Annotated in this window: 20 protein-coding genes and 2 pseudogenes; 13 read left to right on the top strand and 9 right to left on the bottom strand. The window is 68.4% G+C overall.

Features of this window, described 5'->3' with window-relative positions; all coding sequences use genetic code 11:
* Nucleotides 1-7: 7 nt before the first annotated feature.
* The gene (locus tag B7R22_RS15460; protein ID WP_116412590.1) at nt 8-2,602 is read left to right on the top strand and encodes an ATP-dependent Clp protease ATP-binding subunit; all 2,595 of its coding nucleotides are present in this window, start codon (nt 8-10) and stop codon (nt 2,600-2,602) included.
* Nucleotides 2,603-2,703: 101 nt separating this feature from the next.
* On the opposite strand, the gene B7R22_RS15455 is transcribed toward B7R22_RS15460, so the two are convergent.
* Both B7R22_RS15455 and B7R22_RS15450 read right to left on the bottom strand, forming a co-directional pair.
* Entirely contained in the window at nt 2,704-3,366 is a 663-nt protein-coding gene (locus B7R22_RS15455; RefSeq protein ID WP_147305416.1) for a hypothetical protein, read from the bottom strand.
* Nucleotides 3,367-3,573: 207 nt separating this feature from the next.
* The gene (locus B7R22_RS15450) at nt 3,574-4,518 is read right to left on the bottom strand and encodes a hypothetical protein (protein WP_147305415.1); all 945 of its coding nucleotides are present in this window, start codon (nt 4,516-4,518) and stop codon (nt 3,574-3,576) included.
* Nucleotides 4,519-4,710: 192 nt separating this feature from the next.
* On the opposite strand from B7R22_RS15450, the gene B7R22_RS15445 reads away from it, so the two are divergent.
* The 3 genes from B7R22_RS15445 to B7R22_RS15435 are packed head-to-tail and all read left to right on the top strand — an operon-like array spanning nt 4,711 to nt 8,823.
* Entirely contained in the window at nt 4,711-5,280 is a 570-nt protein-coding gene (locus B7R22_RS15445) for a dihydrofolate reductase family protein (protein ID WP_116412587.1), read from the top strand.
* A gap of 44 nt (nt 5,281-5,324) precedes the next feature.
* Nucleotides 5,325-6,281 carry a DUF4436 family protein gene (locus B7R22_RS15440; protein WP_172582468.1) on the top strand — a complete coding sequence of 319 codons (957 nt, stop codon included), beginning with the start codon at nt 5,325-5,327 and terminating at the stop codon, nt 6,279-6,281.
* Nucleotides 6,268-8,823, top strand: coding sequence for an HAD-IC family P-type ATPase (locus B7R22_RS15435; RefSeq protein ID WP_116412585.1), 2,556 nt, complete (start codon nt 6,268-6,270; stop codon nt 8,821-8,823). The genes B7R22_RS15440 and B7R22_RS15435 overlap by 14 nt, the downstream gene beginning before the upstream one ends.
* Here B7R22_RS15435 and B7R22_RS15430 read toward each other — a convergent pair.
* Nucleotides 8,793-9,242 carry a DUF7144 family membrane protein gene (locus B7R22_RS15430; protein ID WP_116412584.1) on the bottom strand — a complete coding sequence of 150 codons (450 nt, stop codon included), beginning with the start codon at nt 9,240-9,242 and terminating at the stop codon, nt 8,793-8,795. The genes B7R22_RS15435 and B7R22_RS15430 overlap by 31 nt on opposite strands.
* 72 nt (nt 9,243-9,314) lie before the next feature.
* On the opposite strand from B7R22_RS15430, the gene B7R22_RS15425 reads away from it, so the two are divergent.
* Nucleotides 9,315-9,770, top strand: a complete 456-nt coding sequence (locus tag B7R22_RS15425) for an XRE family transcriptional regulator (protein ID WP_172582466.1) — start codon at nt 9,315-9,317, stop codon at nt 9,768-9,770.
* A complete protein-coding gene (locus B7R22_RS15420; RefSeq protein ID WP_116412582.1) occupies nt 9,767-10,180 on the top strand; it encodes a HepT-like ribonuclease domain-containing protein in 414 nt (137 codons plus the stop codon). Before B7R22_RS15425 ends, B7R22_RS15420 begins: the two co-directional genes overlap by 4 nt.
* 26 nt (nt 10,181-10,206) lie before the next feature.
* On the opposite strand, the gene B7R22_RS15415 is transcribed toward B7R22_RS15420, so the two are convergent.
* Nucleotides 10,207-10,857 (bottom strand): DUF2510 domain-containing protein, encoded by a 651-nt coding sequence (locus B7R22_RS15415; protein ID WP_172582464.1) that lies wholly within the window; start codon nt 10,855-10,857, stop codon nt 10,207-10,209.
* 169 nt (nt 10,858-11,026) lie between these two features.
* On the opposite strand from B7R22_RS15415, the gene B7R22_RS15410 reads away from it, so the two are divergent.
* The 5 genes and pseudogenes from B7R22_RS15410 to B7R22_RS15390 form a co-directional block, all read left to right on the top strand.
* The gene (locus tag B7R22_RS15410) at nt 11,027-11,959 is read left to right on the top strand and encodes a Ppx/GppA phosphatase family protein (RefSeq protein ID WP_116412580.1); all 933 of its coding nucleotides are present in this window, start codon (nt 11,027-11,029) and stop codon (nt 11,957-11,959) included.
* A gap of 213 nt (nt 11,960-12,172) precedes the next feature.
* A complete protein-coding gene (locus tag B7R22_RS15405; protein WP_116412579.1) occupies nt 12,173-13,636 on the top strand; it encodes an MFS transporter in 1,464 nt (487 codons plus the stop codon).
* 191 nt (nt 13,637-13,827) lie between these two features.
* Entirely contained in the window at nt 13,828-14,694 is an 867-nt protein-coding gene (locus B7R22_RS15400; protein WP_116412578.1) for an alpha/beta hydrolase, read from the top strand.
* 133 nt (nt 14,695-14,827) lie between these two features.
* Nucleotides 14,828-15,193, top strand: a complete 366-nt coding sequence (locus B7R22_RS15395; protein WP_367379200.1) for a type II toxin-antitoxin system RelE/ParE family toxin — start codon at nt 14,828-14,830, stop codon at nt 15,191-15,193.
* Nucleotides 15,190-15,405 (top strand): annotated as a pseudogene (locus B7R22_RS15390) (helix-turn-helix domain-containing protein); the annotation flags it as partial. The gene B7R22_RS15395 and the pseudogene B7R22_RS15390, both read left to right, overlap by 4 nt.
* 92 nt (nt 15,406-15,497) lie before the next feature.
* Here the strand turns inward: B7R22_RS15390 and B7R22_RS15385 are convergent.
* From B7R22_RS15385 to B7R22_RS15370, 4 genes are read right to left on the bottom strand one after another with little or no spacing between them, the layout of a single operon-like run.
* On the bottom strand, nt 15,498-16,277 hold the full coding sequence (locus B7R22_RS15385; protein ID WP_116412577.1) for an SDR family NAD(P)-dependent oxidoreductase: 780 nt from the start codon (nt 16,275-16,277) through the stop codon (nt 15,498-15,500).
* 42 nt (nt 16,278-16,319) lie between these two features.
* Nucleotides 16,320-16,955 carry a DUF4232 domain-containing protein gene (locus B7R22_RS15380; protein WP_116412576.1) on the bottom strand — a complete coding sequence of 212 codons (636 nt, stop codon included), beginning with the start codon at nt 16,953-16,955 and terminating at the stop codon, nt 16,320-16,322.
* The gene (locus B7R22_RS15375) at nt 16,952-17,905 is read right to left on the bottom strand and encodes a hydroxymethylglutaryl-CoA lyase (RefSeq protein WP_116412575.1); all 954 of its coding nucleotides are present in this window, start codon (nt 17,903-17,905) and stop codon (nt 16,952-16,954) included. The genes B7R22_RS15380 and B7R22_RS15375 overlap by 4 nt, the downstream gene beginning before the upstream one ends.
* Nucleotides 17,906-17,936: 31 nt before the next feature.
* On the bottom strand, nt 17,937-18,722 hold the full coding sequence (locus B7R22_RS15370; RefSeq protein ID WP_116412664.1) for an enoyl-CoA hydratase/isomerase family protein: 786 nt from the start codon (nt 18,720-18,722) through the stop codon (nt 17,937-17,939).
* 106 nt (nt 18,723-18,828) lie between these two features.
* Here B7R22_RS15370 and B7R22_RS15365 point away from each other — a divergent pair, with 106 nt between their 5' ends.
* Nucleotides 18,829-19,383 (top strand): GrpB family protein, encoded by a 555-nt coding sequence (locus B7R22_RS15365; RefSeq protein WP_116412574.1) that lies wholly within the window; start codon nt 18,829-18,831, stop codon nt 19,381-19,383.
* 110 nt (nt 19,384-19,493) lie between these two features.
* Here B7R22_RS15365 and B7R22_RS15360 read toward each other — a convergent pair whose 3' ends face one another.
* Entirely contained in the window at nt 19,494-20,222 is a 729-nt protein-coding gene (locus B7R22_RS15360) for a TetR/AcrR family transcriptional regulator (RefSeq protein WP_116412573.1), read from the bottom strand.
* A gap of 131 nt (nt 20,223-20,353) precedes the next feature.
* Here B7R22_RS15360 and B7R22_RS15355 point away from each other — a divergent pair.
* Nucleotides 20,354-20,668: pseudogene (locus B7R22_RS15355) on the top strand (arginine deiminase family protein); the annotation flags it as partial.
* Nucleotides 20,669-20,679 lie beyond the last annotated feature (11 nt).

Genomic DNA, 20,679 nt, shown 5'->3' with positions numbered 1-20,679 from the left:
AGGACACATGCCTAACACCCCAGACTTCACCGCAGAGAACCAGAATGAGGGCAACTCGTTCGACGACTTCCTTGCGCGCTACCTGCAGGGCGAACGCCAAGCGCAGGCCGGGCGCTCCATCGACATCAGCCGGCTGATGAGCCGGCGCACCCACGAGGTGCTCGCCGAGGCAGGCCGTTTTGCGCTCGAACACGGCCACAGCGAGTTGGATGCCCTGCACATCCTTCGCGTCATCGCGAACCAGAATCCCGCGGCCGACGCCATCACACGTGTCGGTGCGTCGCCGTCAGCGATCGCGGACGCAGCCGAGCAGCGTCTGCCGCAGTCGAGCGGACGCATCGAGACCGCACCCGTGCTGACCCAGTCGGCGCAGCGGGCACTTTTTCACGCGTACCAGGTGGCCCGGGCATCCGGCAGCACCTACATCGATCCCGAGCACGTGTTCTTCGCGCTCGTGATCAGCCAGGACTCGCCCGCCGGGCAGGTTCTCGCGGCCGCGGGCGTCACGCCCGACGCGCTGCAGGCCGGGATGCGCGACGGTGTCGGGCAGACCGCCACCGGCGAGGCAACAGCCCCTGCCGCGAGCGGCGCCGACGCGACATCCGAGACCCCGATGCTCGACCAGTACGGCACCGATCTCACAGCGCTCGCCCGCGACGGTCGCCTCGACCCTGTGATCGGGCGGGCCGACGAGATCGAGCAGACCATCGAGATCCTGTCGCGGCGCACCAAGAACAACCCCGTGCTGATCGGTGAGGCCGGCGTCGGCAAGACTGCGATCGTCGAGGGCCTCGCTCAGGCAATCGTGGATGGTGGCGTGCCCGACGCTCTCCGCGAGAAGCGCGTCGTCTCGCTGGACCTTCCCGCGATGCTCGCCGGTACGCGGTACCGCGGCGACTTCGAGGAGCGCCTCACGAAGACAATGGACGAGATCGCCGCACACCGCGACTCGGTCATTGTGTTCATCGACGAGCTTCACACCGTGGTGGGCGCCGGTGGCGCGGGCGAGGGCGGAATGGATGCCGGAAACATCCTGAAGCCCCGGCTGGCGCGCGGCGACCTGCACCTGGTGGGCGCGACCACCCTCAAGGAGTACCGCGGCATCGAGAAGGATGCCGCGCTGGAGCGCCGGTTCCAGCCGGTGCAGGTGCCGGAGCCCTCTGTGGAGGACGCCGTGCTGATCCTGTCCGGCCTCCGCGGTGCCTACGAGGAGCACCACGGTGTCACGTACACGGATGACGCGATCCGGGCGTCCGTCGAACTGTCGGCACGCTACGTGACCGACCGGTTCCTGCCCGACAAGGCGATCGACCTGATCGACCAGGCCGGTGCGCGGCTGCGGCTGCGCCTCGGCAAGAAGGTGGATGCGTCGGCCCTCCTCTCGCAGTTGGCTGAGCTCGAGGCGTCGAAGAACGCGGCGGTCGCGGCCGAACACTACGAGGAGGCGTCTCGCTTCCGCGATGAGATCGAGGGCGTGCACGAGACGCTCCGTGCGCTCGGTTCCCGGGCCTCTGCCGACAGTTCGGATTCGGATGCTTCGACCATCGTCGACGAGAAGGAGATCGCTGCCGTGATCTCGCGGGCCACGGGCATCCCTGCCTCCCGGCTCGCCGAGGTCGATCGCGTGCGGCTCGCCGCTCTCGAGTCGGAACTGCACGAGCGTGTGATCGGCCAGGACGATGCAGTGACCGTGGTCGCGAAGGCCGTGCGGCGCAACCGCACGGGACTGGGTGATCACAACCGTCCGGTCGGCAGTTTCCTGTTCCTCGGCCCGACCGGCGTCGGCAAGACCGAACTCGCCAAGACCCTCGCGGGGTCGCTGTTCGGCGACGAGAAGTCGATGCTGCGCTTCGACATGAGTGAGTTCGGCGAGCGGCACACCGTGTCGCGGCTGGTCGGTGCCCCTCCCGGATATGTCGGGTACGACGAGGCCGGCCAGCTCACCGAACGGGTGCGCCGGAACCCCTACTCGGTCATCCTGTTCGACGAGATCGAGAAGGCCCACCCCGACGTGTTCAACCTCCTGCTGCAGGTGCTCGACGATGGTCGTCTGACCGACGGCCAGGGTCGCACGGTCGACTTCCGCAACACGGTGATCATCATGACGTCGAACCTCGGTTCGGAGTTCCTGGCAAGCCGGGGCGGGGCGATCGGTTTCGTGGCCGACCCGACGGCCGGTGGCGGGTTCGGCAGTGACAAGGCGCTGCGGGACCGTGTCATGGGCAAGCTCCGTGAGGCGATGCGGCCCGAGTTCCTGAACCGGATCGACGAGATCGTGCTGTTCAGAAAGCTCGAGCAGCCGCAGTTGCGCCAGATCGTGCAGCTGCTGCTGGGTGCGACGCAAGCGCGTCTGGCGTCGCGGTCGATCAGTGTGACGGTCACGGATGCCGCGGTCGATACGATCGCGGAACACGGCTACGAGCCCGAATACGGTGCACGGCCGCTCCGCCGGGTCATCCAGCGCGAGGTCGACGACCAGATCGCCGACCTGCTGGTGACGGGGGTGCTCGCCGATGGCGGTGCGGTGACGGTGGATGCCGTGGCCGGGTCGCTCGTCGTGACGGTCGGGCTCGCCGCCGCTGCGGTGCCGCTGGCGGCGTAGCCCCTGCGCGTCGCCGCGCCCCTGCGCGTCGCCGCGCCTCCCCGAAGCCCGGGCCCCCCTCGTGGGAGCCCGGGCTTCTCCGCGTCGGCGCCCTCCCGCCGTCACTGAGAACTCTTGCGCCATGGTTTGTCGCTTCCGCGGGTGCGCGCCCCGGCGCGGAAGCGACAAACGTGTGCGGAACAGTGGGTGCGGCGGGGGGCGGGGGGGGGGGGGGGGGGGGCGGCGTCAGCCGGGGCGGAGGCGGGATCTGCCTTGGCACAGTTGGGCAGCGCGGAGCCGGAGGGCGTGCCGTAGCTGTACGCCCACTCGAGATCCTGGGCGTAACCGGTAGTAGCGACGCTCGCATCCGCCCCGAGCGTGCCGTGCAGTCCCGTCACCTCGGGGGACTGCCGCACCTGGACCAGCAGGGTGTCCGAGGAGTAGGCATCGAAGGCAATCGAGTTGTAGACGAAGGTCTCCCCGGCTTCGTACGGATCCGTGGTGGGCTCGAACGACCATCCGTTGCTCGTCGATGACACCGACTCCACGGCGAGTCCGTCGGGCAGGCAGAAGCCGAGCAGGATGCCGATGTAGTCGCCCGGCGAGCTCGCGGGCAGCGCCGGAAGGCCGGTCAACGTCAGCACGAAGGACAGCACGGCTGGGTCGGTGCCTTGGATCGGGCCGGATTCCACGAGCATGAGGTCGGCTGGCCCGCCGCTCGCGACGGCCGCCGGGGCGGTGACGGCCATCGCCAGCACGGGGACGCCCCACGCCGCGGTTGCCAACACCGTGCGTCGCCGGACGTCGCGGGGTGTCGGTGCCTCCGTGCGCCAGAGTCTAGCGGGGCGCCGCCCGCATCGGTTCCGCTACCGATTGTCGCTTTGGCGGGTGCGCGCGCAGGTGCGGAAGCGACAAACGCGCGCGGAACCGCGGAACCGCGGAACCGCGGAGGCGCGGGCGTGGGCGGGCGCGCGCGCGGGGGCGGGGCGGCGTCAGCGGCCGCGGCGGAGGGGTACGCCCGCAGGGCGGAGCAGCGCCGCGAGGCGTGTCGGGCTGTTCGCCCGCTGCCAGTCCCAGCGTCGTACCGTCAGTTGGAGGTTCCGGAGTCGGTCCTCCCGCAGTTTCTCCTGGTAGACGACCTCGCCCGGCGAGCGACCCTCGAGGTATTCGGGCTTGAGGTACTTCTGGCGACCATCCACCTCTCCGATGAGCCGTACTCCGGGCCAGTGAAAGTCCGTCGCGCCGATAAAACCGTCGGCGTCGAAGAATTCAGATTGCAACTCGGGCATCACGAGACCGGCGAGGTTCATGCTCACTCGGCTCGCGGATTCGGCCGGCGAGTCGGCGAGGTCCGTTGCGAACTCGAGAATCGCGTGAGCCCGGCGCCTGCCACGTGTGACGCACGCAACCTCGATGCCGTTGCGCAAGTGTTCTTTCGTGAGGTGCGTCTTTCGTTTGCGATGAAGGACGTAATCGGCTGAGGCGACCGCCGACGCAAAGGAGGCGCAGGCTGCGAGATCGGCCGTCGTGCGCGCCACCGAGGTGACGAGCATCCCGTTCACCTCCACGATCTCGACCGTGTCGAGCCGTGTCGGGTGAGCCACTGTTCCCGGCCGGGAGCGCCCGCCCGACGTGCGTTCCATGAGGCGGTGGATGTCTGTCGGCCATGACCCGAGGATCGGGATCCCGTGGACGACCGCCGCTGACCAGTGGGAGAGCACCGGCCGGGCGCCGGCTGTGGCGGACGCTGCGCGACAGACGGCGAGGTACTTCTCGGCCTCATCCAGCGTGCGCCACGTGTCGGTATCGACATAGACGCCGGGCCGTAGTCGGCGGAGTGTCCCTCGGGTCGAGGCACGCGCCAGTTCGCGACGGTGGCCTCCCCCGAGCTCGACATCGCGAACGCTGATCAGTCGGGGATCGATCGACATAGTCATAGGGAGAGAATGGTCGTTCGATGCGGACGCGACACAGGGCGCGGAGCTTCCTGTGGAGAACTCTACGATCGAGTCGCCTGTGGAGGATCCCCTGAGGTTCAGAGGAAATCTCGGTAGTCTGGAACCGAAGCCGAAGGAGGCCCTCGTGAAGCCACATCTGCCGGCGCCGGGGTCAGCGCTGGGGCAGATGTCATGGCGAGCCTGATCTACTCCTGCATCACCTCGCTCGACGGCTACATCGAGGATGCTGCGGGTTCGTTCGCCTGGAGCGCACCCGACGAGGAGGTGCACGCGTTCGTCAACGACACCCAGCGGGAGGTCGGCACCCACCTCTACGGACGACGGCTCTACGAGACGATGCGTTTCTGGGAGACCGTGCCACACGACGATCCTTCGCCCGTGATGCGCGACTACGCGACGCTCTGGCGTGCGGCCGACAAGATCGTGTACTCGACGACACTGGTTCCCGACGACGTCGACACCGCGCGCACGCGCCTCGAGCCGAGGTTCGACCCCGTGGCCGTGGCCAGGCTGAAGGCCGAAGCGAGCCGGAACCTCGTCGTCGGCGGTGCGGCGCTCGCGGCCCACGCGCTCACCGCTCGGCTTGTCGACGAGGTGCAGCAGTACGTCTCGCCGGTGATCGTCGGCGGCGGCAAGCGGTTCCTCCCTGCGGGTCTGGATGCTCGGCTCACCTTGCTGGCTGAACACCGTTTCGGCAATGGCGTGGTCTTCCTGCGATACCGGGTGGACCACGACGGCTGAGTCAGGCCCTGAACCCACGCCTGCCGATCGCTAGGCTCGGAGGCGTGAGCACACTGCAGCCGGCGCCCGGGCGTCACACCCGTCGTCGCGTGATCATCGGGGTCGCGATCGCCGTCGTGGTCTACACCCTCGTCGCCCTGCTCTACTCCTCGAGCGGCCGGGTCGATTCGGCTGGCGGCATCCAGCAGCCGGCGGCCGGGGAAGTCACCGTGGTGTTGACGCCGCAGACGGTGGATGCCGCGGGCGAGCGTATTTCGACACAGCTCCGGCTGATCGTCTCCGACCAACTGCTCGAGCCGGGGTCAAGCACGTTGGCCGATCCGCTGATCGTGGTGGTGTCTCCGGTCGACGGCAGCCAGACGATCGACTATGCGGCGGGCTCCATTCCGGGGATCACCACCGTCTCCCTGTTCGCCCCCGGGGCCGTCGAGAACTGGCCGTTCGACATCTACCGCTCCAGCCTGCAGCTCGGCGTGTACGTCGTGAAGAACGGCGATGCCGTGGCCCTTCCGAGCCCGTACATCATCGGAGCGGGCTATCTCCCGGGATGGTCCCTGTCGGCGCCGAAGCCGACGGCGAGCGACGAAGGAGACGCCGGAATCTTCGACGTGCAGATCACCGCGGTTCGCTCGTGGAGCACCCTCGCTTTCGGCATCCTCCTGCTCGGACTGATGGTGCTGATCGCAGCCCTCGTGCTCTACGTCTCCACCACGGTCTATCGTGGCCGGCGAAAGGTCGAGGCCTCGTTCATGAGCTGGATCGGCGCCATGCTCTTCGCGACCATCCCGCTCCGGGGCTTCCTCCCGGGCTCCCCACCGGTCGGCTCATGGATCGACTTCCTCGTGGTGTTGTGGGTGATCGTCGCTCTGGTGACCGGTCTCGGCATCTACGTGACCGCATGGAAACGGTGGGGGAGCCCTGCCGAAAGGCCCCCGATATCGCCTGCCGCCGGTGGCACTCCGGCACGCGCGCCAGAAGAACAGCCCGATGGACAGGACTGACGTGCGACCCGGCGCCGACGACGCCCACGCGCGCAGCGCCGCGACCGATCCCGGCGCCAGGGGCCTGACCGCGGCCGAGGTCGCCGAGCGCACCGCCGACGGCCGCACCAACGCGTTCGTGCAGAACTCCAGCCGCAGCGTCTGGAGCATCGTGCGGGCGAACGTGCTCACGCTTTTCAATGGCATAGTCGCGGCCTGCTTCCTCGTACTGCTGGTGGTCGGGCGCTGGCAGGATGCCCTGTTCGGCTTCAGCGCCGTCGCGAACGCGGTGATCGGCACGGTGCAGGAGTACAGCGCCAAGCGCGCACTCGACCGCCTCGCCCTGCTGAACGCTCCGAGTGCGCGGGTCTGGCGGGACGGCGCCGAGGTCGAGGTGGCCATCGCCGAGGTGGTCCTGGATGACCTGCTCGTGTTGCGCGCCGGCGACCAGGTGGCAGCCGACGGCCGGGTGGTGGATGCCCGGGGTCTCCAGCTCGACGAGTCGATGCTGACCGGCGAATCCGATGCCGTCGAGAAGACGCCCGGCACGGAGGTGCTCTCCGGCTCGATTGTGGTGGGCGGCGAGGGCCGCGCGGTCGTGGTGCGGGTCGGGGCCGACTCCTTCGCCAATCGCATCGCGAATGAGGCCAAGAGGTTCTCGATGGTCACATCCGAGCTCCGATCATCCATCAACCGTGTGCTGAAGTGGATCACCTGGATCATCGGCCCGCTCGCCCTGATCGTGCTGAACTCGCAGATGTTCGCGCAGGGCGGCTGGGGCGAAGCGATCGCCAGCGGGAGGTGGACGGATGCCGTCGTCGCCACGATCGCCTCCGTCGTGGCCGCTGTGCCCCTCGGGCTGGTGCTGATCACGAGCATCACGTTCGCGGTCGGTGCGGTGAAGCTCTCGCGCCAGCAGGTGCTTGTGCAGGAGCTGCCGGCCGTCGAGGGGCTCGCGCGCATCGACATCATCTGCCTCGACAAGACCGGCACGCTCACCCAGGGCGACATCGTGTTCGACGGGGCGCATCCGGTCGGCCAGAGTCATCGGGATGACGCCCACCCGGGCTGGAAGCAGGTTCTGGCCTGGTACGGCGTGCAGAACGATGCGAACGCCACGGCCCGGAGCCTGGCTTCCGAATTCGGTGAGCAGCCCTCGGCCGCGCCCGTCGGGACGGTGCCGTTCTCCTCGGCCCGCAAGTGGAGCGCGGTCGTGTTCGACGACGGCATGTGGATCCTCGGCGGGCCGGAGATGGTGTTCCCGGATGCCGGCAGCGCCGCGGATGGCAGTCCAGCATCCGGGGCCGGCCGCACCGCTCTCGCCACCCGTGCCACCGAGCTCGCCGCAACGGGCCGTCGCACCCTCGTGCTGGCGCACGGCACGCCCACCCACGACGAGACGGTGCCGGCCGACGCCGTGCCGGTCGCCCTGCTGACGTTCCGCGAGAACATCCGCCCGGACGCCCGTGAGACGCTCGACTACTTCGCGGCGCAGGGGGTGGCGGTGCGGGTGATCTCCGGCGACAATCCGCAGACCGTGGCCGCGATCGCCCGCGACGTGGGCCTCGACGCTCCGCACGGCTTCGATGCGCGCGAACTGCCCGAGGACCAGGATGCCCTGATCGCCCTGCTCGAGACCACGACGGTCTTCGGGCGGGTCACTCCCGACCAGAAGAAACGGATCGTCGTCGCGCTGAAAGCGGCCGGGCACACCGTGGCGATGACCGGCGATGGCGTCAACGACGCGCTCGCGATCAAGGAGGCCGACATCGGCGTCGCCATGAACTCCGGCGCTGCGGCGACCAAGGCCGTGGCCCGGCTCATCCTGCTCGACGGGCGGTTCTCGCATCTGCCGCATGTGGTGGCCGAGGGGCGGCAGGTGATCGCGAACATCGAACGCGTCTCGATGCTGTTCCTCACGAAGACGGCCTACGCCACGTTCCTCGCGCTCGTGTTCGGGGTGCTGCTTCTTCCGTTTCCGTTCCTGCCGCGCCAGCTCTCGATCACCGACGGGCTCACCATCGGCATCCCCGCGTTCTTCTTCGCTCTGCTGCCGAATGCGAAGCGGTACATCCCCGGATTCCTGCGGCGTTCACTGACCTTCGCCATTCCGGCCGGGGCCGTCGTGACGCTCGGTCTGGCGGTCTTCGCCGTCGTCTCGGCGAACATCGGAACGCCTCAGGCCGAGATCCGCACCGGCTCGACGCTCATCCTCACCGTCATCGGGCTCTGGATCCTCGTGGTGCTCTCCCGCCCGGTCACTCCGTTCAAGACCGTCGTGATCGGCGCGATGATGATCGGGCTCGTTCTCGTCTACACGATCCCGATTGTGGGCGACTTCCTCCAACTCGTCGACCCGTCGTTCGAGACGGCCGCGCTCATCCTGGTGGTCGCGGCCGGCTGCATCGGGCTGATCGAGATCGTGCGGTTCGTGCACCGCCGGCTGACCCGGCGGGACGAGCTGCGGATGGTCGGCGGCCAGGCCGCGAACCGGAGCCTGCTGCACCGTCCGGCCGCGGGCGCGCCCTCCGTTCAGACCGGGACGGTGGATGCGGCGAAGTAACGCCCGCCCCGGCCGATCCAGAGCGGCAGGATGACCACGGCCGAGATCACCGCCTGAACGATCATCCCCACGGGGCCCTGGCCGGTGTGGGCGATGAAATACACGGCGGTGAGCACGAAGCTCAGCAGCAGGAGTCCGGTGACGCACCAGCGCGCGACGCGGTCGCCCCGCGCGATGCCCGAGGCCAGGGCGATGGTGAGCAGCCCGAACAGCAGTGTCGCCGCACCCACGAGGGTCACGACGAGGCGGATGCCCTCCCCGTCGTCGATCACGTCGGGGAGGTAGCGCGCGAAGATCGCGAGGATGCCGAGCAGCACATCGAACAGCCCCGCGACATAGGTGAGCACCACCACGAGCGTCACGACGCCCGGGCGCCGCATGCGCGTGCCGGTCTGCGTCGCGCGTGAAACCTCCGTCATGCCTCACAGCATACGGTCGCCCACCCCGCGCACACTAAGATATACCCCGAGGTATACGGAGGAGGTATGTCGATGACCGTCGGTGAACGGCTGCGCGAAATGCGCGAGACGGCGCAGCTCACGCAGAAGGAGCTCGCGAAGAGAACCGGCGTCAGCCAGCCGAAGATCAGCGCCTACGAACGCGGGGTCGTGACGCCGTCGCCCACCACGATCGACCGTATCGAGCGGGAGGCGAGGTTGCGGCCATCAGAGATGCTCGAGCGTTTCGCAGACGAGATACTCGAGACCGCGCGGCTGTTCCACGTCACCGAGGTTCGGGTGTTCGGCTCCTCCGTCCACGGCACAGACGACAGGGCCAGCGATGTCGACCTGCTGGTGACTCTCAGCGACGAAGGATCCCTCCTGGATCTCAGCGGATTCGCCGCTGCAGCCGAAAATCTGCTCGGCTACCCCGTCGACGTCGTGAGCGATCGTGCCCAGCCCAGTCGTGTGATGGATCGCATCCGTGCGGAGGCGGTTCTGCTGTGACGGTCGGGGAGGGTGACTCCGGCCGGAATCGTTTCCGGGCGCGCTCGCCGCGGGAGTCGAGCAGCGCACAACCCCGACTCGACACGACGCCCGAGGTCATCGAGGCGATGCTCGAGCTGGCTGCCGATGCAGACGCCGTGGTCGCGCTCGGTTGGGAGCACTTCGACTCCGAAGCCGGCCGGCTCAGCAGGCACGCCGCTGACGCGATTGTCATCAAGTTCCACGAGCTCTGCGACAGATTGACTGTGGAAGTGCGCGATCGGCACCCGAATGTTCCTTGGGGACAGATCCGCGGTATGCGCAACCGGCTGGGACATCACTACCAGGCGAATGACTACCAGGTCGTCTGGAACACCATCAAGACGGACGTGCCTGCGGTGGTCGCGCAGCTCACCACCGAGATCGACTGACTCTCGATCTCGCGCGGGCGGCCGGGTCAGCGGTACTGCTGCACGAGCTGGCCCATCGCGGAGAAGACCGACACGAGTTGGATGCCGACCACCACGAATGTCACCACGACCAGCCCGATGTAGACCCAGATGACCGCGAGCCCGCGGCCGCTCTCCTTGCGCACCATGACGGTGCGGCCGATGAGGTAGACGACGGTCAGGAAGCCCCACGCCCAGTGGAAGCGCCGGGCGAAACCGAGCTGGCCGAGGCGCTTCCAGTCGAAGTACGCGAGCACGACCATCGCGGCCCAGACCAGGAAGCTGAGCAGCTGCAGCAGCAGGTACCCGGGCGTGAGCATGGCTGCGCTGCTGTAACTGCGGCTCCCCGGGTTCGCCAGCGCCTGGCGCATCGACTGCTCGAAGGTCGAGGTGAGGTCGGCCGGGATGAGCGCGAGCAGCGACACGATCGGCAGCAGCGTGAAGAGCCAGATGAAGACGTTGTAGACCGGCGTCGATGCGGTCACGGTCGAGATCGCCGCGGACGCGACGAGCGGCTGGTTCTGGAGGTGCTCGGTCCACTGCACGCCGTCCCACCAGCGGAACGTCGGTGAACCCGGCGCGGTCGGGTACCAGCCGGGTGCCGCGGCGCCGGCGGGAAGACGGTTCGGATCGCCCTGGGGATCATGGATATCGGTCACGGTCAGCCTTTCAAGGGATGCACTGCGCTTGGCAGGGGTCGCTCGCCCGGGGCGACCCCGTCGTAGCGCACTCGACACCTTAGCGCCACGGGCGGGTGTGTCACAGGCCGCGGGAGCGCGACGACCCCGGCGCGCGGGCCGTTCCGTCCCGAGGCACTAGGTTCGACCTATGCGGCTTGGCGTTCTCGACATCGGATCCAACACTGTGCACCTCCTCCTCATCGACGCGCACCCGGGGGCACGGCCTATCCCGTTCGGCTCATTCAAACGGGCGCTGCAGCTGGTGGCCTTCCTCGACGACGACGGCGCAATCAATGAGAAGGGTCAGCGCGAGCTGATCGACTTCATCACCGAGGCGGCCGCCTTCGCTCGCACGCACGACGCCGAAGATCTGCTGGCATTCGCTACGTCGGCGATCCGCGAGGCGGCGAACGGCGAGGCGGTTCTCACCCGCGTGTATGTGGAGACGGGCATCCGACTCGCCGAGCTGAGCGGACCGGATGAGGCGGCGGCCACGTTCCTCGCTGTGCGGCGCTGGTACGGCTGGGGTTCGGGCAACATCCTGAACCTCGACATCGGGGGCGGGTCGTTCGAGCTCGCGATGGGGGCCGACGAGCATCCGGAGCTCGCGCTGTCGGTGCCGCTCGGGGCCGGCCGACTGACCTGGGACCACCTGCCGGGCGACCCGCCGACCGCGAAGAGCGTGAAGGCGGCCAGGCGGTACATCCGCGAGACGCTCGAGGAGCCGATCGCGGCGCTGCAGCAGCTCGAACCGGCGACGATCGTGGCGGCGACCTCGAAGTCGTTCCGGTCGCTCGCGCGCATCACGGGGGCAGCGCCGCGCGCGGCGGGCCCGTACGTGAAACGCGAGCTGCACCTCCGCGATCTGACGCTCTGGGCGAACCGCCTGGCCGCGATGAGTGTGGCCGACCGGGCTGAGCTGCCGGGGGTCTCGGATGTTCGCGCGAAACAGATGCTCGCTGCGGCCCTCGTGGCTGAGTCTGCGCTCTCGGGCCTCGGCATCGCGGTCGCGGAGATCTGCCCCTGGGCACTCCGGGAGGGCCTCATCCTGCAGCGTTTCGACCAGCTGCGCGCCCTCTGACGAGCGGGCCGGTCTCAGCCCCGGAGAGTGTGGGGCCTCGCGTGATCGGCTTCGCCCTGCGGCATCCGATGTTGCTCCTCGGCATCCGATGTAGGATGAAGACCTGCCCGACCACGTGGTCCGGGGACGGTCAGGCGGGCACGCAGTGTCGTGCCGATCCGAGGCTCGAAACCTCCAGCATCTTCGTTTCTTCAGAAGCCTGGGGGTTTCTTCATGTCCGACGCACTCCGACTGCCCGACACGCTCCGACTGCCCAACAAATGGCTCTCGCTCGCCGTTCTCGCGCTCACTCAGCTCGTGGTGGTGCTCGACGCCACCATCGTCACGATCGCGCTTCCGGATGCCCAGGCCGAGCTCGGGCTCAGCGACCTCGAGCGCCAGTGGGTCGTGACCGCCTACGTGCTGGTCTTCGGCGCGCTGCTGCTGCTCGGCGGCCGCGTCGCCGACTACTGGGGGCGCAAGCGCGCCTTCCTCGTTGGTCTGCTCGGCTTCGGGATCGCGTCTGCACTCGGCGGGATCGCCCAGAACGGCACCGAGCTGGTGATCGCCCGGGGGCTCCAGGGCCTGTTCGCAGCCCTGCTGGCCCCGGCCGCGCTCGCCCTGCTCACGGTGACCTTCGCTTCGGGCAGGGACCGCAACACCGCCTTCGCCGTGTTCGGTATCATCGGCGGCAGTGGCGCGGCGGTCGGCCTCATCCTCGGCGGTGTGCTGACCGAGTTCACGAGTTGGCGCTGGTGCCTTCTCGTCAATGTGGTCTTCGTGATCATCGGGTTCATCGGCGGCATCCTGTACCTGCGTGAGAGCCGCGCGGAGGGCGAGAACCGCCTCGACATTTGGGGCGCCGTCACCGTCACCCTCGGCCTCGGCTCGCTGGTCTACGGCTTCAGCCTCGCGGAAGACGGCTGGGGTTCGGCCAACACCATCGGTTTCCTCGCGCTCGGGGCGGGGCTCCTGGTGCTCTTCATCGTGATCGAGTCCCGGGTGGCGCAGCCGCTCCTGCCGCTCCGGGTCGTGGCCGACCGGGTTCGCGGCGGCGCGTTCCTCATCCAGGCAATCGTCGGGAGTGTGCTGATCGGTGCCACGCTCTACCTCACGTTCCACTTCCAGATCGTGCTCGGCATGCGCCCGCTCACGGCGGGGCTCGCGAACGTCGCGATGACCATCGTGATCCTGCTGGTCGTTCCATTCCTCACGAAGATGCTGCCGAAGATCGGCCCGCGGCCCCTGCTCATCGCCGGACCCCTGGTGAGTGCGGCCGGACTCTGGTACCTCAGCGGCATCACCCCCGGCGGCAACTACTTCACCGAGGTGCTGCCCGGGCTCGTTCTGCTCGGCATCGGGCTCTCGATGCTCTTCGTCACGCTGCAGAACCTCGCCCTGACCGGTGTTGCTCCGCACGACGCCGGTGCGGCATCCGCCACCGTGAATGCGGCGCTCCAGATCGGCGGGTCGATCGGCGTCTCCGTGTTCACAGCGATCTACGCCGGTGTCGAGAAGTCCTCCCTCGAGTCGGGCGTTCCGGTGTTCGGAGCCTTCACCGACGGGTATTCGGCGGTCTTCGTCGCCGCTGCGATCGCCATGGTGGCGGCATCCGTGATCGCTGTGATCTTCATCCGCGGCTCGAAGAGCGAGCTGCTGCCGCAGGGCGAGCAGCAGCTCGCCGCGCACATGGGCTGACGCCCCTCCGCCTCCGCCCGCGCGCCCGCACCGGCCGGTTCGCGCCCGCCCGCCCGAACCGTCGGTGCCCATCACGATCGAGTGGGCAGTTCGGGCCCCAAGGGGGCGATCTGTGGGCCGAAACTGCACACCCGATCATCCGGCAGCTCCCCGGCCTTCCGCGGGCGGGCCGGCGGGCGTATGTTCGGGGCATGGCAACCTCGAACGAATGGACCTTCGACGGAACCGACGGTGAACGCGTCGCCCGCACCTGGGGCGGTGTCGCCGATCGCGGCGGTGCCCCCGAACCCCGGTATGTGGTGCTGCTCGCGCATGGGTACGGCGAACACATCGGGCGCTACGAGTACGTCGCCGACTGGCTGGTCTCGCGCGGCGCGATCGTGCACGGCGTCGACCATGTCGGCCACGGGAAGAGTGCCGGCGAGCGGGTGCTCGTCGGCGACTACGAGGATGTCGTGGCCGACCTGCACACGCTGTTGGAGCTCACCCGGGCATCCGCCCCCGGCTCGGCTGGCCGGGCTGGCCCGGCAGACCTGGCAGACCTGCCCGTCGTGCTCATCGGGCACTCGATGGGCGGCATGATCGGTGCCCGTTTCGCTCAGCGCTATGGCGAGGAGCTGGCCGCGCTGGTGCTCTCCGGCCCGGTGCTCGGCCGCTGGCAGGTGGTGGATGACCTGCTGCTGCTCGACCCGATCCCCGACACCCCCATCGAACCGTCGACCCTCTCGCGCGACCCTGCCGTGGGCGAGGCGTACGTGGCCGACCCGCTCGTCTGGCACGGTCCTTTCAAGCGGGCGACCCTCGAGGCGCTGAACGCCGGCCTCGCGCTGATCGCCCGCTCCGGCGACCTCGGCACGCTTCCCGCGCTCTGGATCCAGGGCTCGGATGACCAGCTCGTGCCGCTCGTCGACAGTCGTGCCGGTATCGAGGTGATCGCCGGCTCGGCGCTCACCGAGCACATCTTCCCCGGGGCGCGCCACGAGGTGTTCAACGAGACGAACCGCGACGAGGTGCTCGGCACAGTGACCGACTTCGTCGACGGGCTGCTCGGCGCCTGACGCCGCGCGTCGTTTCTGATAATTTCTCAGATAGGATGCACAGGGCGGACAGTCCGCCCATTCCGCCTCTGGGATACGGCCTGAAGAAGCCAAAGAATACACCCTGTAGGTAATATAACTCAGAAGGTGTAGTGTGATTTCGACGTGGGAAGTGGACCTTGGGCATATCGAGCACTGGCTCCTGGAGCTGGACCAGGGTTCATATGAACACGTGATTGCTGCGGTCGAGCTCCTCAGCACGTATGGCCCTCAGCTGGGCCGGCCTCTGATGGACTCTGTTTCGGGTTCCGCACACAAGAACATGAAGGAACTGCGCCCGGGATCGAGCGGGCGGTCCGAACTCCGGGTGCTTTTCGCTTTCGATTCGCATCGAACAGCGATCCTGTTGGTTGCAGGCGACAAGGCGGGTCGCTGGAAGAAGTGGTACCAGGAGAACATCCCGGTTGCAGATGTTCGATTCGAGAACCATGAGAATACGCTGAGAGGTGAACGAAGATGACCAGATCCGTCACTGACGTACTCGCGAAACGCCCGGTCGATCGTGCAGCGGTAGACGAACACAAGAAGAACTTGCTCGAAGAGGTACGCGCCTACCGTCTTCGTGAACTGCGGGAAGCAACAGGCCTCACTCAGGTGGAAATTGCTGAGGCCCTCAGAGTGAGTCAGAATCGCGTCTCGCGGCTCGAGCACGGCGAGATCGAACGAACTCAGGTCGATACGCTCCGTCGATACGTTGAGGCCGTGGGTGGGCAACTGCATGTCGAGGTGGAGATCGGAATCAACGAATCCAGATCGCCTGACGCTCAGCCGGCGTGCGGCTGGCCCGTGGAGGCGCTCGTTCCGCCGTCGACGGCAAGGATCGCGCCGGTGATGTACGCGGCATCCGCGCTCGCCAGGAACAGCACGGCGGGCGCGATGTCCTCCGGCGTGCCGGGGCGCGCGAGAGCGATGCGGTTTGTGAACGGGGCGAGTGCTTCGGGGGTCGTCGCCATGTGGTCGGTCATCTCGGTGAGGGTGAAGGCCGGGGCGACAGCGTTCACGCGCACGCCCCGGGCGCCCAGGTCGAGCGCGAGCGACTGCACCATCGCGTTCACGGCCCCCTTGGTGGCGTTGTAGGCGGCCTGGCCCCAGTCGCCCCGGAGCCCCGAGACAGAGGAGACGGCGACGATGTTGCCGCGGGAGGCGACGAGGTGGGGGAGGGCCGCCTGCACCGAGAACAGCACTCCGTCGATGTTCGTGCCCTTCAGCGTCGCCCACTGCGGGTCGGTGAGCTCGTCGATCTCTCCGCCGAAGTACACGCCCGCGTTGGCGACCAGCACATCGAGGGCCCCGAAACGCTCCACCGTCGCCGCGACGAGGGCGTCGACATCGGCTCGCGCGGCGATGTCACCGGGCACGACGAGGGTGCGGGCATCAGGGAACCCGCTGATCGTCTCCGCCAATCCCTCTGCACGTCGGCCCGACACGACCACGTTGGCGTCGTTCTCGAGAAAGAGTCGTGCGATCGAACGGCCGATTCCGGAGCCTGCCCCGGTGACGATGACGGTCTTTCCGGTGAAGGCGTAGGTGTTCGCGGTGGTCACGGGGCTCCTCTGGTCGGCTTCCTCCAGAATAGCCACGCGGGGTCAGGGTGCGGCGACCGGGCCCACGTTCATCCAGTCGACGGTATTGCTGCAGGCGAGGATGCCGGCGGACGCCACGAAGAATGCGGTGAACGAGTGCGGCGGGTAGACGCGGTAGCCGTCGCCTGGGACGACGGTGCAGTCGCCGGCGAGGGGCCCGCCGCCGGCGTCGATGTTGGTCTGCTGGAGCGGGGCGGAGACGGTCTGGCCCGGCTGCAGGGTCACCGTGGCGACCGTCTGGTCGGTCTGCTTGGCGGGGGAGCCCAGTTGGGTGCCGTTGCCGTCGCCCACGATCGAGACCCCGGGCGCGCCGCGGAGGTTGCAGGCGCTCGCACCCGTGTTGGTGAAGTCGACCGTGAAGAAGACGGACCCGGCTGCTCCACCGCCCGCAGCCGGGGTGACGGCGACGGCCAGCGCGCTGTCGGCGCACTGGCCGGCCGGGGCGTTCGGGTCGACCTGGCCGCCCGACGTGGCGGTCGGGGTGGGGGTGCCGGTGGCGGTGGATGTCGCGGGCGCGGTCGGCGCGGAGGTGACAGTGGTCGTCGTGGTCACGGTCGGCGCGGGTTGTCCGGCCGCGCATCCGGTGACGGTGAGAGCGGCGGCGGCGGCAACGACGAGGAGTGCGGCACGGGTCTTCATGCCCCCACGCTAGCCCCCTGCCCGCCGAGCGCGCCGGTCCAGTCGACGGGGCCGGCGAGGATCGAGTGGCTCGTGAGCTTTCGCCCGAGCGTGGTCTGCGCCTCACGCGCAGCGTCGATGATGAGGTTCAGGTCGACGCCCGTGTCGACACCCATCTCCTCGAACATGCTGACCAGGTCTTCGGTCGCGATGTTCCCGGTCGAGCCGGCCGGCACCGGGCATCCGCCGAGCTCGCCGAAGCTCGACTCGAAGCTCGCGCAGCCCGCCTCGAGTGCTGCGTACGCGTTCGTCAGGCCCTGGCCGCGGGTGTTGTGGAAATGCGCGGTGAGTTCGACGCCCGGCAGCCGTTCGGAAGCCGCACCGAAGAAGTCGGAGACGTAGGCTGGGTTCGCCATGCCGGTCGTGTCGCCGAAGCCGATCTCGGTGGCACCCATCTCGGCGAAGCGTTCGGCGAGGCCGAGCACCCGGTCGAGCGGGATGCGCCCCTCGTAGGGGCAGCCGAACGAGGTGGCGATCACCGCGTCGAGCGTGAGTCCGGCATCCAGGATCCGGCCCGCCATCGCCCGGTCGTCGGCCATGGTCTGCTCGACGGTGCGGTTGATGTTGTTGCGGTTGTGCGTCTCGGAGGCGCTCACGAAGATCGACGCTTCATCGAAGTACTCCCGCACGGCGAGGGCGTTGTCGAGGCCTTTGCTGTTCGGAATGAGCACCGCGCGCGACACGGAGGTCGGCAGCCGGACGCCCTTCAGTACGTCCACACCGTCGGAGAGCTGCGGAATGACGTCGGACCGCACGAAACTCGCCACCTCGATGCGGGTGAGCCCGGCGCGGCCGAGCGATTCGATGAGGCGGATCTTGTCGGCGGTGGCGATCACCTCCGGTTCGTTCTGGAAGCCGTCGCGGGGGCCGACCTCGCGAATGACGACGCTGCCGGGTCTTCTGCTGTTCATGCTCGTGACTCCTTCGTCCCTCACCATCCTGTCATCGGAGCGACCAGACCGGGTCGCGCTTCTCCCGGAAGGCCGCGACTCCCTCTTTCATGTCTGCGGTGCCGAAGGCATCGGCCAGGTGGTGCTGCAGTACGTCGAACGCGTCGCCGAGCGGCAGGTCGCGGGTCGCGTCGATCGCCTCCTTGCCGAGCCGCATCAGGAGCGGCGACTTCGTGGCGATGCGCAGCGCCCAGGCCAGAACCTCCGCCTCGAAGTCGTCATCGGGCACGACCCGGTTCACGAACCCGAGCTCCTTGCCCTCGGTCGCAGTGACGAGGTCGCCGACCATCATCAATTCGTTGGCCTTCATGCGGTCGATGTTGCGGTAGAGCAGGGCGGAGATCATGAACGGGAAGACGCCGACGTTGATCTCCGGGCATCCGAACCTCGCCGACTCCTTCGCGATCACCAGGTCGCAGGCGAGGGCGAGCCCGAAGGCGCCGGCGAGCACATCGCCGTTCGCCGCGCAGATCACCGGCTTGCCGAGTGCTCCCAGCAGGCGGTAGAGCCGTGGGAACCGGCCGAGTCCCTCGAACTTCTCGTCGGGCGATCGGTCGTCGGCGAACGCCTTCAGGTCGCCGCCGGCCGAGAACACCCGGTCGTGCGAGGAGGTGATCACCACCACCCGCACCTCGCTGTCGTCGCGGGCCGCCTCGAGTGCGGCGAGCAGCTGGTCCATCAACTCGTCGCCCAGCGCGTTCCGCGTGGCGGGGCTGTCAAGGGTCACGATGACGACGCCCGGGTCGGGCCGGTCGGATCGCACGAGCGCGGTGGTCATGGTGTCTCCTTGGTCAGCGGAACTCACGCTGCCGAGTCCCGTCGCCGCGCTCGCGAACAGTTTCGCACGAACCCGTCGCACGGTGCCGTCCCGGTACCCTGAGAACATGGATGACGCTCGGGTCGATGTGACCACCGTCGAGATCATCGGCGGCGCGGAGGCGAGGAAACTCGAACTCCACAGCTACGACGAACAGTGGGTGGTCGCGTACCGCGGTCACAGGCGACGCATTGCGGAGGCGCTCGCGGCTGTGCGCGTCGACATCGAACACATCGGTTCCACGTCGGTGCCGGGGCTGGCCGCGAAACCGATCGTCGACATCGTGCTGACGGTCGACGACATCACCGCCGAGAAGGACTACCTCCCGGCTCTCCTCGCCGCCGGGTACGAGCTGCGCGTGCGGGAGCCCGGGCATCGTCTCGTGCGCACACCGGAACGGGACGTCCACGTGCACATCTACGAACGGAACGACCCTGCCGTGGGGGAGTATCTGCTGCTCCGCGACCATCTCCGCGGCGACGCGCGCGACCGTGCCCTCTACGAGAGCACCAAGCGGGAACTGCTCAGCCGGCAGTGGAACGACATGAACGACTACGCGGAGGCCAAGACCGACGTGATCCGTGAGATCAAGGCGAGGGCGAGGGCGGCACGCGGCGACTGATCCGCGCGGTGCGGGTCTCACAATGATGAGCCTTGTCCTGCGGTTGGGTCGTGTGCGCGGCCAGCCCGCTGACGGTCTACGCCAGGGCGGCCCGCCTCCGAGCAGCGCGCCTAGGACGCCGCCGCCGGCAGGCGCGCTGCCTGGAGGCGGATGATCTCCAGTTCAGCTTCGAAGAGGAGGTCGGCGCCGATGCCGGTGGCGGCGAGGTGACCGCCGAGTTCGAGGCTGATGATGCCGTGGAGCCGGGTCCAGGTCAGAAAGGCGAGCATGAGCACGTCGACGGGAACGTGGGTGAGCCCCGATCGCTCCGCCCAGCTCTGGAAGGCCTGGGATCGGGCGGCATCCGATCCCGTTGCGGGCGGGGCGGCGGCGGCATCCTGTTCGGCATGGCCCGTCGCCGCCGACAGGGCGTCGACGATGACGGCCATGCTGCGGGAGGATGCCGGGATCGTTCGGTCTGCAGCGAAATCCTCGCCCGAACCGATCGTGGTCTGGAAGATCAGGCGGTAGGCGTTTGGGTGCTCGAGTGCCCAGGCGCGGCTGCCGCGGAGCACCGCATCCAGCTGATCGGCCGCGGATCGCCTGCCCGGCTCGATGGCGGCGAGGGAGTCGGCCAGTTCGTTGTAGGCGTCGACCACCAGATCGGCCAGCAGCGCGTCGCGGTTGGCGAAGTAGCGGTAGAGGGCGGCCGGTGACATCGACATCTGTCGCACGATGCCGCTGAGGGACACGGCATCCGGCCCGCCCGCACGGATCTGCTCCATGGCGAGTTGCTTGATCTCCTGCACCGTCTGCTGGCGCCGCTCTTCGCGCCGGGTCGGTCTGGTCGTCGCACTCATCGGGATACACCATCGAAACTCATATCGACAGAGTAACGCCCCGTCACCAAGGTGAAGACCACTTGCACTGCGACAGGCATGGTTCCGTCGCGGGGGGCTCCTTTCCGTAATGGCCTGAGCGCCGGGGCGCCCTGCACATCACCGATGAGGGCTCCGCTGCCTTCGACGACGGCGTGGCGCACAGCCTCGGCCTGCCGAAGCTGCATGTCGTCGCGACCGCCGGCGACGCCTACACGTCTGAACGCCAGCAGTGGGACTCCGGCAACAACGCCGTGGCCCTCCGCCCCCGCGTGGTCTAGACCTACGACCGCAACACCCAGACCAACGACCTGCTGCAGAAGGCGGGCATCGAGGTCATCCCGATCGTCGGAGCGGAGCTCGGTCGCGGACGGGGCGTCGGCCACTGCATGACCAGCCCGATCATCCGCGACGCCGTCGACTACTGAGGCCGGCCGCC

It is taken from the genome of Subtercola boreus, from assembly GCF_003399635.1.
GTDB lineage: Bacteria > Actinomycetota > Actinomycetes > Actinomycetales > Microbacteriaceae > Subtercola > Subtercola boreus_B.
The sequence above is the reverse complement of the archived record's forward strand: the minus strand, read 5'-3'. Positions and strand labels throughout refer to the sequence as shown.

Excerpts from the sequence above, each read along its gene's own strand:
- B7R22_RS15445 (WP_116412587.1), top strand. The coding sequence starts at position 4,711 with ATGGCGAGCCTGATCTACTCCTGCATCACCTCGCTCGACGGCTACATC.
- B7R22_RS15375 (WP_116412575.1), bottom strand. The coding sequence starts at position 17,905 with ATGAACAGCAGAAGACCCGGCAGCGTCGTCATTCGCGAGGTCGGCCCC.
- B7R22_RS15380 (WP_116412576.1), bottom strand. The coding sequence starts at position 16,955 with ATGAAGACCCGTGCCGCACTCCTCGTCGTTGCCGCCGCCGCCGCTCTC.
- B7R22_RS15405 (WP_116412579.1), top strand. The coding sequence starts at position 12,173 with ATGTCCGACGCACTCCGACTGCCCGACACGCTCCGACTGCCCAACAAA.
- B7R22_RS15425 (WP_172582466.1), top strand. The coding sequence starts at position 9,315 with ATGACCGTCGGTGAACGGCTGCGCGAAATGCGCGAGACGGCGCAGCTC.
- B7R22_RS15435 (WP_116412585.1), top strand. The coding sequence starts at position 6,268 with ATGGACAGGACTGACGTGCGACCCGGCGCCGACGACGCCCACGCGCGC.
- B7R22_RS15360 (WP_116412573.1), bottom strand. The coding sequence starts at position 20,222 with ATGAGTGCGACGACCAGACCGACCCGGCGCGAAGAGCGGCGCCAGCAG.
- B7R22_RS15370 (WP_116412664.1), bottom strand. The coding sequence starts at position 18,722 with ATGACCACCGCGCTCGTGCGATCCGACCGGCCCGACCCGGGCGTCGTC.
- B7R22_RS15400 (WP_116412578.1), top strand. The coding sequence starts at position 13,828 with ATGGCAACCTCGAACGAATGGACCTTCGACGGAACCGACGGTGAACGC.
- B7R22_RS15460 (WP_116412590.1), top strand. The coding sequence starts at position 8 with ATGCCTAACACCCCAGACTTCACCGCAGAGAACCAGAATGAGGGCAAC.
- B7R22_RS15410 (WP_116412580.1), top strand. The coding sequence starts at position 11,027 with ATGCGGCTTGGCGTTCTCGACATCGGATCCAACACTGTGCACCTCCTC.
- B7R22_RS15430 (WP_116412584.1), bottom strand. The coding sequence starts at position 9,242 with ATGACGGAGGTTTCACGCGCGACGCAGACCGGCACGCGCATGCGGCGC.
- B7R22_RS15450 (WP_147305415.1), bottom strand. The coding sequence starts at position 4,518 with ATGACTATGTCGATCGATCCCCGACTGATCAGCGTTCGCGATGTCGAG.
- B7R22_RS15365 (WP_116412574.1), top strand. The coding sequence starts at position 18,829 with ATGGATGACGCTCGGGTCGATGTGACCACCGTCGAGATCATCGGCGGC.